We start from the raw sequence: 13,816 nt of genomic DNA on the forward strand, positions 1-13,816 counted from the left end.
CTGACCGATCAGCCCCATGCCGCCACCCGCGCCTGAAACTGCGCATCGGTCATGTGGTACTCGGGCGAGATGAATTCCTCCGCCCGCTTGATCCAGCCGCCTTTGCCACCGGCACGGGTGCGGGCGTACTTGCGGCTGGCCGGGCGCCGGTCGGCGATGCGGAAGTAGAAGTTGCGCCGCTCGATCCCGTAGGCGTCGACCAGGAACGCCCCGGCCCGCTCCCAGGCCCGGTTCGCGGCGGCGATGGTCTGCGGACCGATCACGCCATCGATGGCGATTTCGGGAGGTGCCATTTCACAGAGCAGACGCTGGAGGATCTTCACCGCGTTGGCGCCCGCATTGACATACATGTCGAAGACGGTGGGTTGCAGCGCCTCGGGCAGTTCGTCGATGCGCGGCCCGAAGAAGTATCGCTCCTCGAAGATCGTGACGGCATGCTCCCGCGAGAGCGCGCGCACGTCCAAGACGTCGATGTCGCCGTCTCCGTCCAGATCCCCCCAGGGGATGTTGCGCAGCGTGTGGATCGTGACGCCGTACTTGGTCGCACCGCCCGGATCGTCGGGATCGTTCACGAACCCGCCCTCACGGGCGACGATCTCCTCGGCCATCCGGCGCACGTCATGTTTCCTGGACATCTGATACCCCCGTTGAACGGGGTCAGAATGCCGGGTTGAAACGGCTGTTTACGTTGGCAAGGTTGTCGTCAGAAGAGGGACAGCTGGTCCGAATCCTTCGGAGGCTGCAGCGCACGCGTCTCGCTGAGAGTGCGCTTGACGTTGGTATAGCTGGTCTTCAGGGCACGACAGATCTGCGACATCGACAGGCCTTCGGCATGCAATGCCCGGATCAGCCAGTTCTTCGGCATCGGGATCGTGACCCTGTTCGAGGGCATGCGCCCGCTCAGCTCCCGCAGCTTTTCCGCGCCGATCAGCTGCTCGGCCGCACTGCGGCCACGGGGATCGTCCGGGAAATAGAGAGGCGAGCCACCGAACATGACCAGGAAGCTGACCGCCATGCGCGGCCCCAGGACCTCGATATAGGGATCCAGGTGCGCCGGGTGGCGCGGATATGCCACCGGCTCGGTCATTCGATGTCGCGTTTCCGGGGCGGGCCGCTGTGGCCCTTCTCGGGGCGGTTCCGCTCGAAACAAGTGGTGACATTGCCGTTCTGGCTCAGGCGGAACGAGATGCCCTCGATGTTCACCGCGCACATGCCCTCGAAGCCCTCGCAGGCGGCGTCGATCCGCGCGCCGAGCTCGCGCCGGACAGCTTCGATGTCGATGCCCTGCACCCGCTCCAGGTAGCGCAGGACGGCATGATCGGTGACCCTGTGGCGCGGCTTCTTCATTTGCCGATCCTCGACCAGTCGAAATCGATCTTCGCCCGCTTCCCCCACTGGATTAGCGCCTGCAGCACCGCGTCGATCTTGTCGTGATCGCGCAACCCGTCGATGTCGGCCGGGACAAAGCCCCACGCCTCGCCGAACCGCTTCTGGATGAACTTGTTCAGCCCCTGCCGTGTCGGGTCCTTCAACTCACCCACATGGCCCAGCTTCGCCCAGAGGACGTGGACAAGGCGCAGGTCGGCGCGGAGCGCCTTGGGGCGCTTGCCCGAAGAGGGCCGGAAACCGCGCGCCTTCAGCTCATCCAGGATGCGCTTGCGCTCATGGTCGGACATGTCCGAGAGGCTCGCCTTGCCCACCAGGCGCAACTGCAGATCGTGCCGGGTGTCTGCGTCGATCCCGAGCTGGCGGCAACCGACGTGGATGGTGCGGATCATATTGGCGGTCATGGACGTAGCCCCGTGTCAACTCGGTTGGCGGAAGGTCTTCGGATGGTGTTCAAGATCATGATCCAGGCAGATCGCGACCTGCCCGACAGGCGGCAGAGCTACGCGCGGGCAGACACCGAGGCCGAGGCCCGGGCAATGAGCGGGGCCACCATCGCGATTGCCCAACCGGGAAAGCTCTGGCCCGGCGAACCCGACGAGACCTTCTACTGGAACATGTGACCTGACAGAGGTCCGGTGCATCACCCGCTCCCCTCAAGCCTTGGCCAGATCGATGGTGATGGCTTCCCAGGGCGCCTCGCCGTGGTCACGCTGGTAGCAGCGGACGTAGGTCTTGGACCCGACGACGCGCATGGCGTCCTTGATCGCCTCCATCGCCTTCTTCCAACGCTCGTCCGCGATCTCCAGGCGCAGCAGCATGAAGATCTCGGCGCGGTTGATCTGACCCGCCTTGTCGGTGTTGAAGGCGCGGGTCACGACAGCGCGCAGTTCGTCGCCTGCATCCGCGGCCCATTCGTTCAGACACTCGTCGATCAGGTCTTTCGCGATCTGCAGCTCGGGGCCGAAGTCGATCTGGTCGGCCACCTGGACCTGGACCTTCATGCACCCGTCGAAGCTCATGAAGGTCTTGTTGCCTTTCGCACCGCCGCGCGTCTCACCGTACTCCTGCGCCAGCAGCGCCTCGAAGCCGGAGAGATCCTCGAAGGTGTGGTTCTTGAACCGGCTGACCTGGCAACTCAGCTCCCTGGCGTAGCCGATCACCTTGCGGACCACCTCGTCCTGCAGCTGGTCCTGGGCCTTGACGGTCGAGAGCGGCTGCAGCCGCCCCTTCGCGTCCTTCATGTGCGGGGTCCCATCGACGTCTATGACGCCGGGTTTGCTCTGCTCGGTCATGGGGGTGTCAGGCATTCCCGTTCTCCTTGTTCATGGGGCAGCGATTGCAGGCGCGGAACATCTGGACCGCGCGGGTGTTGCGCGACGAGAAGGCGGTCGAACGCCCGCGCCAGTCGCGGCAGACTTTCTTGTCGATCTCGCCCAGGACCGGGCAGACCAGCGTCTCGCCCATCAGGGCGCCGCGCACCCTCTCCTCGACCGCCGCCATGTCGCCCGTGTAGGTCCGGGAGAGGACGGTCGAGACCAGGGAGGCACTGCGCCCGATCCGGCGCGCCGCCTTGTTCTGGCTGGTGCGGTCGCATTCCTGGGCCAGTTCGCGGATCCAGGTCGGCAACTCCGGCCCCCAGCCGATGCGGGCTTTCTCCAGCGCGCTCATGATGTCCCACCGTTCAACGGCTGGAACTCGCCCTCGTTCGGGTCCATCAAGCCCTTGACCCGGCGCACCACGGGGGCCTGCGGGCCGGTGTTGCGGATCAACTGGTAGCGCGGCTGACGCCTGCCCGGGATCGCGGTCTCGCGCACCTTCAGGTAGCCCGCCGCCAGCAGCGACCGGCAGTAGGAGCGGGCCTTCTCGACTGTGACCTCGACACCGCCCGCGTTGGCGTGCGCCGCCAGGTCGGTCGGGGTGAAGTTCGGCATGCGGCGCATGGCGCGCCACATGTTTCCCTCGGGCGTCGGATCGGCCTTGACCGACGGCACAACCGGGATCGCCCGGGCAGCGTTGACGTAGATCTTGCGATGACCGTCCTTGCGGGACACCCGGATCCACCCCAGGCGCGCCCAGCGGCGCATGAACTTCTGCGCGGTCTCGGCGCACATGTTCATCTCTTCGAGGTCCTTCCAATGGAACTCGGCCAGCCCTTCGACCTTACGCCAGGCATCGCGCTCCATCGGGCTGCGGAAGTCCTGGCTCATGCCGCCCCCCGCTTGCGCTGGTTGACCAACTGGGCGCTGATCGCGCCGCCGATCCCGTGGAGCTTCACCAGCGACAGGAAGTCAGTGTCGACCTGGCGTTGCCCCCGCCGTCGCGCCGCCTCACGGATCCTCTCGAAGTTGACGCTCAGCTTGCGCGCGCTGCCATCGGTCAGGCGCAGCAACTCGTCGAGGACGTCGGGCGAGACCTCGACCCCGGCGCAGTAGATGCGCGCCAGGTGGCCAGCATCGGCCGCGTTGCAGGGCAAGGTCTCGGTGCTGACCAGGACACGGTCGTAGATGTTCGGCCACTTGGTCAGGTTCGCCTCGAAGTCCGGCTCCCCCACGAAGATCAGCGGCGTGAAACAGCCCTCGTAGATGTCGCGGGCCACGTCCATCATGCCGGACTTCATGAGGTACTGCGCGTCGTCGATGATCAGCGGGCGGTCGGAGAGCGCCAGGGCACGGCTGATCGCGTCGGCCTTGCGGGGCAGCGTGCCGCGCACCCCCTTCATCTCCAGCTATTCCAGCAGCACGTCGGCCATGTGCTGGCGGGTCCAGGTACTCTTGGCCTGCACGATATGGGCGTTGTACTCGTTCGCGGCCAGGGTCGTTGCCGAGGTCTTCCCCGCGCCGTGCCGCCCGAAGAAAACACCGATCCCGGGCAGCGTGACGCTGCGGTGCTGCAGCTGGTCGACCATTTCCAGCAGGGCCGCGACGTTGCGGAGGGGGGCCAGATCGCCTTGCATGTTCTGCTCCTTTTTCATTCGTTGTTCTTGCCCAGCGCCCGGTGCATCCGCAGACGGGAGCGGTATTCCGAGGTTGTCTGGTACTGGGCGAGCCAGTCCGCCTGCTCGGGCGTCATGGGCTGGCCGTCGTCCTGCATCTGCTCCAGCTCCAGCGCCCTTGCGAAATCCTCCTCCGGATCTCGCTCGTCCGGTTTCGGGGAGGCGCGGCGCTGTTCCAGCTTCGTGACCCGGGCCGTCAGGCGCTCTTCCTCCTCGGGAACCTCGGCCCTGCGGCGCCCGCCCTTGGGCGCGGCCGGATGGATCTTGGGCAAGCGGATCACACCCGCATCCGGCAACCCGTCGCCCGGCGCATCCTCTCGCGCCGCCGCCAGCCGCTTGGACGCGGCCGCATCCGTCATCTTCTTCTCGATCCGGGCCTGTTCCCGCGTCAGGCGCTTGAACGCCTTCTTGTCGCGGTTGTGTTCCTTGGCATCCGCCACCGAGAGGAACCCACCCGCACGTTTGACCGGCGCCTCACCCAGGAAGGTGCCATCCATCTGGTAGACCAGCAGCCCGGCATGCAGATCATCGGGGTCGAACCGAACGGTGACGTCCTTGCCCGCGATCTGCCACATCCACTCGGCCCAGTAGCGCGAGCCGTAGATCGAGACCTCGCCATTCTTGCGATCCGCCCGGACACCCTCGGCCCGCATCAGCCAGAGGCGTTGCTGTTCCTCGGTTGCCTTGGTGATTGGTGAGGCCGCGTAGCTCTCATTGAACACCTCGTCGAAGGACCGTTGATTGGCCACTTCCGACCGCCGTCCCCGCCGGGCGTTATGCGCCGCGATCTCGCGTTCCAGGACCGCGCGGAAGTCCTCCAGCGGGATCGCCCGTGCACCGTGGTTCTCGGGCTTCTCGACCGTGTTGCGCCCGGTGTAGGCCCCGACGAAGGCCGGGTTCTTGGCGACGCGGTCGCAAAGGTCGCGAAAGGCGCGCTCGATGGGTTTCGCCTGGCCCCAGCCCGGCGTCGCGAAATGAAGCTCGATCCCCAGGAGCGGGAAGAGGCCCAGGACCTCACCCTGCACCAGCTTGAAGCGCTTCCGGTGCTCGGTCTGGCCGGTCATCACCTTGTTAACGAACTCGTGCCCGTTATCCATCAGGCAGTGCAGCGGGATGCCGTAGCGGCGGACCAGGTCACCAAAGGCGAGCTGGACCGTGTGCCCGTTCGCCGTCTCCGAGAGGCGGTAGGCCAGGAACTTGCCGCTGTAGATGTCGGAGATCGCGATAATCTGGATCCGGCCCGGCTTCTCGCGGTCCGGGAATTGGATGAAGACATCGAACTTGTGATAGTCGGTCTGCACCGCCTCCATCGCGTGCATGTAGGTCTTGTCGCGGGTCTGGTGCGGGAAGTAGCGGCTCAGCGCATGAGCACCCTTGCGCAGGTAGACCTGCACATGTTCGGGCACGGTTTCGGCAATGGTGCGACGCACCTTCCAGAGCGGTGCAACCGGGATGCCTTCCTTCTGCGCAACTTCCTCTGCCCAGTCGTAGGCGGCGGTCAAAGGCGGCTGCGACTTGGTCAGGAAGTAGGTCTTCACCAGGTCGAGGAACGCGTCATCCAGCGGCGTTTGCGTCTTGCGCCCCTTGCCTGACGCGGGCGCCAGGTAGGGCAGCCAATCCTCGGGCGCGATACCCTCGACCAGGGCCAGCCAGTTCCAGAGGGTCTTTTCCGATTTGCCCGTCTGCCGGGCCACGGCGCGCACTGCCTCGGTGCGGGTCATGCCCGCGCGTTCCAGCGCATCGACCTCGCGCAGCGCCGTCAGGCGCGTCTCGGCGGTGGCCTTGGCCTTCGCCTTCAGCTTGTCGAACTCCGCCCAGGCCTGGTCGCGGGACCGCTTGGGCGCCTCCTGGGCCGCGTCATGCATTCCATGCATCTTGCTCAGCGCAACCTTGGCCCGCGTCGGGAACAGGCTGACATGGTATTCGAGGCCCCCGCCCCGACCTTTGCGGCGGCGCACCTTGCCAGGCTGGCTGGCCCAGCCATGACGACGGGCGAGATCATTCACGCGCCGCTTGGTCGTGGGCATGTCGGGCAGCCGGGCCTCGGCAATCTCGGCGGCGGTCCACCAGGTCTGGGCAGGGGCGGTCGTCATTCGGAGAACCCCTTGTCCATTTCGTCCAGAAGCAACCAAACCTCGGTGCCATGCTCCTCCAGGAAGCGACGACGCGCGGCCTTGTTGGCGCGTTTCCAGGCATCAACCATCCGGGCGTAGCTCGCGTCGGTGGCATCCTTCGGCACAGGGCCTTCACCGCGCGCGGCCTTCACCTGGCGCACGGCGTCGGCGGCGCTTTTTGCCTCGCCCCTGGACATGAGATCGACCACGTCGTAGCGCGTGACCGGGTCAGCGATCTTGCCCAACTGCATCAGGTCGACGACACCGACCGGTTTCGGTGCCTTGCGAAGATCAACGACCTCTTTTGCGCCCAGAGCCTGACCGGCCCGAATGAAATTGCGGACATGTCGGGGCGTGATGCCAAGCGTGTGCGAAACTGCCTCCGCGAAGGATGCGACGGAAACGGTTTCCTCCGAATTCCATCGCTTCGCCACAAGGTCGGCACCGATCATCGCCTTGGCCTCTGGGTGCATCTTCTCGTACACCGCCTTGCGGCGCGCTAGGAAGACAGCAGTATCCAGGGCCGACAGCTCGGCGCCCGCCAGGTTGTCGTCGATCTCCATCAACTGCGCGAAGTCGTCCGTGCAGTTCCAGCAAGTGACCTTGATCGTCTCGTAGCCGTCGACCCCTTCGTCGCGCAGCTCGCGCGCGGCAGTCAGGCGGTGTCCGCCTGCCAACAGGACGATCTTGCCGCCCTTCTTCAGTTTGCGGACATGGATCGGGTCCTTGATCACCCCCAGCTCGCGGATCGAGGTCTTGAGCGCCTCGACCCCGGCGGCGCTGACCGGCCGTAGGCGATTGCCCATGTCGATCTCGTCAACCGACAGTTCGGTGATCGTGGTGAGGATCTTACCCATCGGCGCGTGGGCCTTTCGTCATCTGGTAGTACCAGCGGGACTCGCCATTCGGCCCGTCGCTGCGGCGGGTACAGTCGATCTTCGCGCCGATGCAGCGCAGCTCGGAAATGATCGCGCTGACGGCGGGCGCCTTGGCCCGTGACATGATCTCCAGCGTGGAATGCTCGCGCCTGTCGCTCAGCACCTTGAGGACACGCTGCAGCCGCGCGGACTTAATCGAGGCATGGTTCATGCAGACAGCCCCTGGCGGCGGTCAAAGGGATCGGCTCCATGCCGACACCCGTTGCACATGCGGTTGTGCGGTCCTTCGCTGATGAAGGACACGCCGCAGCAAATGCAGGGACGACGGCGGCGCCGCGCCTCGCGGTTCAGTTCGTCGCAGCGATCCTCGGCAACAGACCGGGAACTGACCTGGTTGCTGACCTTCTCACGCGTGCGGCGATTGAAGACGGCCCAGCCATAGCCGCTCTGCCGGACCTGGTAAGGCTCATACATGGCGCCGCTCCCGTGCATAGCTGGTGGCGCTGGCCACCAGGGCCTCGATGGCGATCAGCGTGCCGCTTGCTTCCAGCGCATCGAGGAGGTCGATGGCGTCGCGTTCCAGCACCAGGGCATCCCCGATGTGGTGGGCAGCCGTAAAAATCTGGCCCAGGCGTTGAGCCGTGGAGGCGAGGCGGCGATGGGCGCGAGCCTGTGCTATCAGACAGCGCAGGTCGCACAGGTTTTTCCGGGTTTCAGGGGGCATTGAACGCTCCTTCAAACGGGCAGGAACAGGGGGGCAAACAAAGCGCCGATCAGCAGTATCGCGATGCAGACACCGGCGATCCCCTCGCCGATCCAGCTGTCACTGATCCACCGTTCAGCGCGGACGATCCGGTCCCACGCCGCACGCCACCGGGAGGAGCTGGCGGCACGCGGCGCAGGGGACTGTGGCACCTGGGCGCCACAGGATCCGGACAGGCCCATCTGCTCGTGAGTGGTGGCCTTGCCTGTGCCAGGCCCATCCGGAGTTTCGAGGTCAAAGAACGCGTCCCGCAGCGCCTCGGCATGGTCGCGCAGATGCGTGACCGTGTAGGCCAGTTCGGGGTGATAGCGGGGATCGATCACCGTCTCGATTAGCGTGGCGCCCAGGGCGATCCGCTCACGGTCGGTGAGGCCGGCGCCGATCATGTGCGCGCGCAGGACGATATCGGCACGGGTCAGCATCAGGCAACTCCCTGACTATCGGTCTTGGCGTCGGGACGCTCGATGTCCGCAGGCCATTCCAGGTCGGACGGCCAGCGCTGGGACAAAAGCCCCAACGCTTTCTCATAGGTGTCCGAACGCGGGTGACCGCCATTTTCCAGCCTGTGGAAGAAGTCACCCTTTCCGAACAATCGCATCGAGATCGCCCAATGCGTGACGCCTTCATGCGCCGACAGTTCGGTCGCGAGGCGTATCAATTTTTGACGTGCGCTGCTCATGCCCGCACATTGGCCCAATAGGGCTAGACTGGTCAAGCCCTATTGGGCTACACAAATTGCATTCTTTAATTTTTAGCCCAACTGGGCTAGCCGGATGTTATGGATGAAGTAATTCGAGCGATAGAAGCCGCTCTAGAGCGGCACAGCATGTCTGCTTCAGCCGCTTCCCAGAAGGCGGTTGGCAATCCGTCGTTTATCAAAAACCTCAAGAACAGAAGGTCGGAACAAGGCCGGCCCCACGCTATAGAAAGCCTACAAGCTCTCGCTGAAGTACTGGGGCTGGAATTTTACATTGGCCCGCCTCGGGCAACAGAAGCGACAGCCGAACTCGACGGCGAACGCTTCGCCACTATCGCCCGTTACGAGGCCAGCGCCGCCGCCGGACACGGCGTGGTCAACCTCGATGCCCCGCCAAAGGATCACCTCGCCGTTCCGCGCGACTGGATGATCGAAACCGGCATCCGCCCCGATCGCTGCATCCTGATCACGGCCAAAGGTGAAAGCATGGCCCCAGCGATCTCCAATGGCGACCTGGTCATGATCGACCGGCACCGGAAAGAAATCACCTCGGGCAAACTCTACGTCTACAACGACCCCGACAACGGAACGCGGATCAAGCGCCTGGAATTCATACCAGGAGCCGCGACGATCATCGCCCGCAGCGACAACCCTGACCAGAAACGCTACCCTCCCGAGTACCATACCGGCCCCGCCATGAACGCGATCTCACAGAACATCTTGGGCGAGGTTGTGTGGTCCGGGCATTTGTGGAGGTAGGTGGCAACTCGGCCCACAGCTGACGTTCAGGCCAGGAGCCGCGGATGACCGGTCCTGGCCCTCTGCGGAGATCCGGGTCTGGCGCAGGTCATGACCGGATCAAACTCACAGCTGAGAGTTGTGAATATGTATGGCTCGCTCCAGGGACTAAGTCATCGTTTCTTGCCAGCCCCAAACGCGGCTGCTTCTGGGGCCGATAACCCGAGAAATTCTTCACGGGTAGGCCGGATCGCTGCATAGAACCGTCGGGAGCGCAGCAGGCTAAGGGCGTAAGTCCCGAATTGACCTCACCGACACACCCGCCGAAAGCGTAGAGGGTGGACATGGATTCGAATTTGAATTGCTCAATCGTTAAGTGTAGGCCTTCCAGAGGTGCAGAGGGAAAGTGATTTGTGATGCGGAGCATTCTACTTGATCAGGACAAGCGCTGGCTGAATAACGCGATTGCGCCCCAGTTCACACTGACCTGGGAGAAAGAGTCCAGACTAGTCAACACCCAAATCTACGTTGCTTTGCTTCGACCCTCGCGAGAGATATCAGACACTTTTGGGTTTGAACGAGAGATCCCGTTTTTCTATTCTCCCTATGAGAATCTTGAAGCTCGCTCCATGCAAGCGTTGGATCAGATTTGTTCAGAGCCACCATTGGCAGGCAGAATCGACCCGACGGTTGCCTTGTTTTGCTCGCCGGCCACAAACTTGGAAGAGTGGATCTCAAGGTACACCTCCGAAAACTCTGAAGGCCGAGTAATTATACCACTAAGTAAGAAAACCCTTGACGCTTGCATTGATGATAAATGGGCATTGATCAATGCCATCAAGGGAAGCCTCTTTATTCGAGACCTGTTCGACTACAAACTTCCTTTAAAGTCTGATAGATACTTCTATGGCCGTGAGGATATCGTGGCCGCGATTGTCGATAATGTGAGGAAATCACAGAACAGTGGGCTTTTTGGGTTAAGGAAGACGGGGAAAACCTCGGTCTTACTCAAGGTCCAGAGAGCGCTTCGTGAAACCAACCTCATTGAAACGATCCTATTCGACTGCAAGAATAGACCAATCAGAAAATCGTCTTGCGATGATCTCGCTGAGCGGATCATTTCTGAGCTGGACAGGGCGTTCGGCAGAAACTTCAAGAAGAGGATTGATGGCAGTCGTGACATATTTGATGTCTTGATGGAAGCCGTTGAGGCGATACCCTCAAAAAAGAAGGTTTGTATAATCTTCGATGAGATAGAATATATTTCCCCCATCTCCCCAACTGAGCCGCACTGGGCGGGGGATTTCATAGATTTCTGGCAAGCGCTTTGGGCAATCCAGTCGAAGTGTGATAAGATTTCATTCGTAGTGTGCGGTGTAAATCCAACAGTCTGCGACCGTGATAGGTTTGAAAGTATTTCTGTCCCAGGGCGAACGGTTCAGAATCCGATGTTTAGCATCTTCAACACCTACTACTTGCAAGGCTTGGATCTTGAGAGCTTGCGTCGCATGGTACGTTTTTTTGGCGCAAGGATGGGGCTGAAGTTCGATGTTGAAGCGATCGATTATCTGTATCAACAGTATGGTGGCCACCCGCTACTAAGTCGCCTCGCATGCAGTTTTCATCACCACGAACTTGAAGCCGAGAACCAGCCTCGTCCTTTCCAGTTAACGTTGGCGAAAATATCTGACGCCGATAAACGGCGCGATGCGGAACTTAGCTCATACTGCGGGCATGTCGTTGCCGAGATTAAAGAACTGTATCCTGACGAATATGAGATGCTGAAGATACTCGCTGCGGGAGAAATATCTGATTTCGCCACCCTAACTGGTCGAGATGAGGATATCCGTCACATCAGAGAGTATGGCCTTGTGAGCTTCGATCAAGGCGACCTGCCAAGGTTCCGCATACCAGTTGTCAAAAGATATCTCATAACGGCAGAGAGAGACGCAATTGCATTTGATGAAGTCGAACGATTCAATACGATAGAAAAGCGTCAAGCTTGGCTCAAGAGAAGGGTCAAGGCGCTGGTTGATGATCTGCTTCTTCTTAATGAATCTAGAAGAGAACTTGGGACTTTCACCTTCTATAGGAGCAACAACTCCCTAAAGGGACACTATGTTGTGGAGACGCCACTCGTCGACTCCGAGGACAGCGCGCGTTCGTTCCTAGTACACCTTCATAAGTATGTGGTCGAACCTTCGGACAAGTGCTTGGGTAGGGGGGGCGTAGCGAACAGCAGTGAGTTTCGGTCTGAGTTACCCATTCTTTTCCACGCTTTCATGCGGGTTAAGACTTATCGCAATATTCACTGTCATCTTGAAGTCAACTCGTACACTGAGCAGGATTACCGAAGGTTCCTTATTGAAGACTTCAATGGCGCACTTATAGAGGATGTTGAAGATGGTTGGTTTAAACTTCAGCGAAGAGTGATGGACTACCTACACGTCGCATTACAGGCGGAAATTTCTAAGACATAAGCTGATAGAGAATCGCGGCAATCCGGACGGCGTTACTTGAGGCTAGAACAATCTAGGTCAAGGCATCGAATGTTTCAGCACTTTGAAGCAGGTTCAGTCCGCTTGCAGGTCCGCCGGGGACTTCTTAGGTAAAATCGCCCGGCTTATCCTGGGCGGCGACCTATACGGCATCTATTCTGCGCATTGCTGCCGTTCATGCTTGGCGCAGCGAAAGACCGCATGCCGCCCAATCTTCGTCGGCGGATCTGGTTTGGCATAGTAAGCCCGTCAGTTGTCTGCGACCACTATCGGTCAGGACAGGTGCTGGGCTCTCCAGTGTCCGCGATGACGACAAAGTTCTCTCCCTTCATAGGGAAGCCACCAGAATTCCGTGGTGGAATGGCCGCAATCTCGCGCCTGGCCAGATTTCTCACGGCGGGAAGCGCCTCCGCCAAATCGTGTAAGTCGTTGCCCCGTGCATACAGTTCGACGTCGGAAAGGACTTCAAGCAGCCAAGAATGATCGCGCATAGATAGAATCCAAAACGTTGTAGACACCTTGACCGTAGGTAGTTCGAACTTAAGAAGTAGTTAAGGCACCGTCCGTACAGAGTTAACTGTGGATTAACCTTGAGCGTGTAGGTTCCAAGCATGGCAAGAAACCAAGTCCCTTTGCATTTGGATGCAATGCAAGTTCGAGGTGGCCGTCCGGCCAACGTCAACCAGCGGCCACCTCGTTTCCGTCGATTAGGGCTTGCCCTCATGCTAATCTTAGGCTGGGGCTACCTGGTCTTCTTGGCTACTTCTGCATTCCGGCTGTTCAGTTCCTCATGATTGCCGCTCAGGCTCATCTACAGCCGAATTCACGCATATACTGCCTAACTCTTTCTAGATTGGAACGCGTGCTTTGACCGCAGAGCGACTCGCAGGGCACGCCATCACCGTCGCCATCCGCTCGCCTGTATCCACATACGCACCACTGGTAGACCGCCTCTCTACAGCTTCCGAACCGACCACACGTTCCACCACAACTGTAGCTTTGGGCGATCTGGAACGACTGACGCGGTTCCTCTGAAAACGTGGCGGTCGGAAGAGCTACGATCACCGCAACAACAATGCATTGGCAAAATCCATTAAAATTTAGCAATTCCAAATCCTTACATGAACTTCTCCGGGTGACACAAACCAGATACAGCGGCAGAAATCAACCCTCTGGGATCGCCAGTGCTGCGATATTGAAACCGCCCAGGAACCTGTCTTTGAACTGGAATTGTCAAACAGAGTATGTTCGGTCAAGGCGCCGAAATTCCATCGTGATCATGCACATTCAAGATGGGCCGAAATCACGTCCCAGATGAGATCAGCCCCCAATGCATCAAGAGCTCCGCCAGAGCTTTGTTTTCACTTCCGAAAACCTCTTTCTGGGACGCCAAGCTGGAACCGGGCGCAGACCGTCCCAGTTCCAGCTCCAGAATCATCCAGGTATTGTCAGTCAACCGGCCCCGTCGCCCCAATTAAACTAGGTTTGAAAGGGGGTTGAGCCTTCCAAAGCTCGACAGTCCAAGATTCGGTCCCAGGGACGCAAATCTGCCCGCAAAGCCGAGTTTTGTGTGTGACTGAAAAACTCCGGTGCGGCGCGCTGGGTCACCCTCCACCCCTGTGAAAGCCCTTATTTCATTGGCCGATCCGGCTTCTGCCGCCTTCATCGCCCCTCTTCCGCCTTCACTGTAAGAATAAGTGTCACCTAACAGTTGTAGCGTTGTAGCGTGACGCTAAGTTTTGCAGTG

At 60.7% G+C, this 13,816-nt stretch carries 19 protein-coding genes; 3 read left to right on the forward strand and 16 right to left on the reverse strand.

Features of this window, described 5'->3' with window-relative positions:
* Positions 1-8: 8 nt before the first annotated feature.
* The 4 genes from PVW46_RS18355 to PVW46_RS18370 all read right to left on the reverse strand — a co-directional run bounded on the left by PVW46_RS18355 (position 9) and on the right by PVW46_RS18370 (position 1,790).
* Complete coding sequence (locus tag PVW46_RS18355) at positions 9-635, reverse strand: holin-associated N-acetylmuramidase (RefSeq protein ID WP_069210830.1); 627 nt, start codon at positions 633-635, stop codon at positions 9-11.
* A gap of 68 nt (positions 636-703) precedes the next feature.
* Positions 704-1,087, reverse strand: a complete 384-nt coding sequence (locus PVW46_RS18360) for a hypothetical protein (protein ID WP_274577078.1) — start codon at positions 1,085-1,087, stop codon at positions 704-706.
* Positions 1,084-1,347, reverse strand: coding sequence for a hypothetical protein (locus PVW46_RS18365; protein ID WP_069210832.1), 264 nt, complete (start codon positions 1,345-1,347; stop codon positions 1,084-1,086). The genes PVW46_RS18360 and PVW46_RS18365 overlap by 4 nt, the downstream gene beginning before the upstream one ends.
* On the reverse strand, positions 1,344-1,790 hold the full coding sequence (locus PVW46_RS18370; protein ID WP_274577080.1) for a gp16 family protein: 447 nt from the start codon (positions 1,788-1,790) through the stop codon (positions 1,344-1,346). The genes PVW46_RS18365 and PVW46_RS18370 overlap by 4 nt, the downstream gene beginning before the upstream one ends.
* Before the next feature lie 57 nt (positions 1,791-1,847).
* Between PVW46_RS18370 and PVW46_RS18375 the strand changes: the two genes are divergently transcribed.
* Positions 1,848-2,009 carry a hypothetical protein gene (locus tag PVW46_RS18375; protein ID WP_274577082.1) on the forward strand — a complete coding sequence of 54 codons (162 nt, stop codon included), beginning with the start codon at positions 1,848-1,850 and terminating at the stop codon, positions 2,007-2,009.
* 33 nt (positions 2,010-2,042) lie between these two features.
* On the opposite strand, the gene PVW46_RS18380 is transcribed toward PVW46_RS18375, so the two are convergent.
* Genes PVW46_RS18380 through PVW46_RS18435 form a run of 12 tightly spaced genes read right to left on the reverse strand, consistent with a single transcriptional unit; the run spans position 2,043 to position 8,815 of the window.
* Positions 2,043-2,696 (reverse strand): DUF3164 family protein, encoded by a 654-nt coding sequence (locus PVW46_RS18380; protein WP_232786170.1) that lies wholly within the window; start codon positions 2,694-2,696, stop codon positions 2,043-2,045.
* Positions 2,689-3,057 carry a hypothetical protein gene (locus tag PVW46_RS18385; RefSeq protein ID WP_069210835.1) on the reverse strand — a complete coding sequence of 123 codons (369 nt, stop codon included), beginning with the start codon at positions 3,055-3,057 and terminating at the stop codon, positions 2,689-2,691. Before PVW46_RS18385 ends, PVW46_RS18380 begins: the two co-directional genes overlap by 8 nt.
* A complete protein-coding gene (locus PVW46_RS18390) occupies positions 3,054-3,596 on the reverse strand; it encodes a hypothetical protein (protein WP_232786171.1) in 543 nt (180 codons plus the stop codon). Before PVW46_RS18390 ends, PVW46_RS18385 begins: the two co-directional genes overlap by 4 nt.
* The gene (locus tag PVW46_RS18395; protein ID WP_274577088.1) at positions 3,593-4,108 is read right to left on the reverse strand and encodes a TniB family NTP-binding protein; all 516 of its coding nucleotides are present in this window, start codon (positions 4,106-4,108) and stop codon (positions 3,593-3,595) included. The genes PVW46_RS18390 and PVW46_RS18395 overlap by 4 nt, the downstream gene beginning before the upstream one ends.
* Before the next feature lie 6 nt (positions 4,109-4,114).
* The gene (locus tag PVW46_RS18400; RefSeq protein ID WP_274577089.1) at positions 4,115-4,342 is read right to left on the reverse strand and encodes a TniB family NTP-binding protein; all 228 of its coding nucleotides are present in this window, start codon (positions 4,340-4,342) and stop codon (positions 4,115-4,117) included.
* 14 nt (positions 4,343-4,356) lie between these two features.
* On the reverse strand, positions 4,357-6,474 hold the full coding sequence (locus PVW46_RS18405) for a transposase domain-containing protein (RefSeq protein ID WP_274577091.1): 2,118 nt from the start codon (positions 6,472-6,474) through the stop codon (positions 4,357-4,359).
* Positions 6,471-7,352 carry a ParB/RepB/Spo0J family partition protein gene (locus tag PVW46_RS18410; protein WP_274577093.1) on the reverse strand — a complete coding sequence of 294 codons (882 nt, stop codon included), beginning with the start codon at positions 7,350-7,352 and terminating at the stop codon, positions 6,471-6,473. The genes PVW46_RS18405 and PVW46_RS18410 overlap by 4 nt, the downstream gene beginning before the upstream one ends.
* Complete coding sequence (locus tag PVW46_RS18415) at positions 7,345-7,584, reverse strand: hypothetical protein (protein WP_069210840.1); 240 nt, start codon at positions 7,582-7,584, stop codon at positions 7,345-7,347. The genes PVW46_RS18410 and PVW46_RS18415 overlap by 8 nt, the downstream gene beginning before the upstream one ends.
* The gene (locus PVW46_RS18420) at positions 7,581-7,847 is read right to left on the reverse strand and encodes a hypothetical protein (protein ID WP_069210841.1); all 267 of its coding nucleotides are present in this window, start codon (positions 7,845-7,847) and stop codon (positions 7,581-7,583) included. Before PVW46_RS18420 ends, PVW46_RS18415 begins: the two co-directional genes overlap by 4 nt.
* Positions 7,840-8,097 (reverse strand): hypothetical protein, encoded by a 258-nt coding sequence (locus PVW46_RS18425; RefSeq protein ID WP_069210842.1) that lies wholly within the window; start codon positions 8,095-8,097, stop codon positions 7,840-7,842. Before PVW46_RS18425 ends, PVW46_RS18420 begins: the two co-directional genes overlap by 8 nt.
* An 11-nt stretch (positions 8,098-8,108) precedes the next feature.
* Positions 8,109-8,558 carry a hypothetical protein gene (locus PVW46_RS18430; RefSeq protein ID WP_274577096.1) on the reverse strand — a complete coding sequence of 150 codons (450 nt, stop codon included), beginning with the start codon at positions 8,556-8,558 and terminating at the stop codon, positions 8,109-8,111.
* Positions 8,558-8,815 (reverse strand): hypothetical protein, encoded by a 258-nt coding sequence (locus PVW46_RS18435; RefSeq protein ID WP_274577098.1) that lies wholly within the window; start codon positions 8,813-8,815, stop codon positions 8,558-8,560. The genes PVW46_RS18430 and PVW46_RS18435 overlap by 1 nt, the downstream gene beginning before the upstream one ends.
* Before the next feature lie 147 nt (positions 8,816-8,962).
* Between PVW46_RS18435 and PVW46_RS18440 the strand changes: the two genes are divergently transcribed.
* Both PVW46_RS18440 and PVW46_RS18445 read left to right on the forward strand, forming a co-directional pair.
* On the forward strand, positions 8,963-9,592 hold the full coding sequence (locus PVW46_RS18440; RefSeq protein WP_274577101.1) for a S24 family peptidase: 630 nt from the start codon (positions 8,963-8,965) through the stop codon (positions 9,590-9,592).
* Positions 9,593-10,290: 698 nt separating this feature from the next.
* Positions 10,291-12,051, forward strand: a complete 1,761-nt coding sequence (locus PVW46_RS18445) for an ATP-binding protein (protein WP_274577102.1) — start codon at positions 10,291-10,293, stop codon at positions 12,049-12,051.
* Positions 12,052-13,816: the final 1,765 nt, after the last annotated feature.

Source organism: Mameliella sp. AT18 (assembly GCF_028807275.1).
In the GTDB taxonomy this organism is placed as follows: domain Bacteria; phylum Pseudomonadota; class Alphaproteobacteria; order Rhodobacterales; family Rhodobacteraceae; genus Antarctobacter; species Antarctobacter albus.

Coding starts and splice junctions, on each gene's coding strand:
- PVW46_RS18355 (WP_069210830.1), bottom strand. CDS start 635: ATGTCCAGGAAACATGACGTGCGCCGGATGGCCGAGGAGATCGTCGCC.
- PVW46_RS18360 (WP_274577078.1), bottom strand. CDS start 1,087: ATGACCGAGCCGGTGGCATATCCGCGCCACCCGGCGCACCTGGATCCC.
- PVW46_RS18365 (WP_069210832.1), bottom strand. CDS start 1,347: ATGAAGAAGCCGCGCCACAGGGTCACCGATCATGCCGTCCTGCGCTAC.
- PVW46_RS18370 (WP_274577080.1), bottom strand. CDS start 1,790: ATGACCGCCAATATGATCCGCACCATCCACGTCGGTTGCCGCCAGCTC.
- PVW46_RS18375 (WP_274577082.1), top strand. CDS start 1,848: ATGATCCAGGCAGATCGCGACCTGCCCGACAGGCGGCAGAGCTACGCG.
- PVW46_RS18380 (WP_232786170.1), bottom strand. CDS start 2,696: ATGCCTGACACCCCCATGACCGAGCAGAGCAAACCCGGCGTCATAGAC.
- PVW46_RS18385 (WP_069210835.1), bottom strand. CDS start 3,057: ATGAGCGCGCTGGAGAAAGCCCGCATCGGCTGGGGGCCGGAGTTGCCG.
- PVW46_RS18390 (WP_232786171.1), bottom strand. CDS start 3,596: ATGAGCCAGGACTTCCGCAGCCCGATGGAGCGCGATGCCTGGCGTAAG.
- PVW46_RS18395 (WP_274577088.1), bottom strand. CDS start 4,108: ATGAAGGGGGTGCGCGGCACGCTGCCCCGCAAGGCCGACGCGATCAGC.
- PVW46_RS18400 (WP_274577089.1), bottom strand. CDS start 4,342: ATGCAAGGCGATCTGGCCCCCCTCCGCAACGTCGCGGCCCTGCTGGAA.
- PVW46_RS18405 (WP_274577091.1), bottom strand. CDS start 6,474: ATGACGACCGCCCCTGCCCAGACCTGGTGGACCGCCGCCGAGATTGCC.
- PVW46_RS18410 (WP_274577093.1), bottom strand. CDS start 7,352: ATGGGTAAGATCCTCACCACGATCACCGAACTGTCGGTTGACGAGATC.
- PVW46_RS18415 (WP_069210840.1), bottom strand. CDS start 7,584: ATGAACCATGCCTCGATTAAGTCCGCGCGGCTGCAGCGTGTCCTCAAG.
- PVW46_RS18420 (WP_069210841.1), bottom strand. CDS start 7,847: ATGTATGAGCCTTACCAGGTCCGGCAGAGCGGCTATGGCTGGGCCGTC.
- PVW46_RS18425 (WP_069210842.1), bottom strand. CDS start 8,097: ATGCCCCCTGAAACCCGGAAAAACCTGTGCGACCTGCGCTGTCTGATA.
- PVW46_RS18430 (WP_274577096.1), bottom strand. CDS start 8,558: ATGCTGACCCGTGCCGATATCGTCCTGCGCGCGCACATGATCGGCGCC.
- PVW46_RS18435 (WP_274577098.1), bottom strand. CDS start 8,815: ATGAGCAGCGCACGTCAAAAATTGATACGCCTCGCGACCGAACTGTCG.
- PVW46_RS18440 (WP_274577101.1), top strand. CDS start 8,963: ATGTCTGCTTCAGCCGCTTCCCAGAAGGCGGTTGGCAATCCGTCGTTT.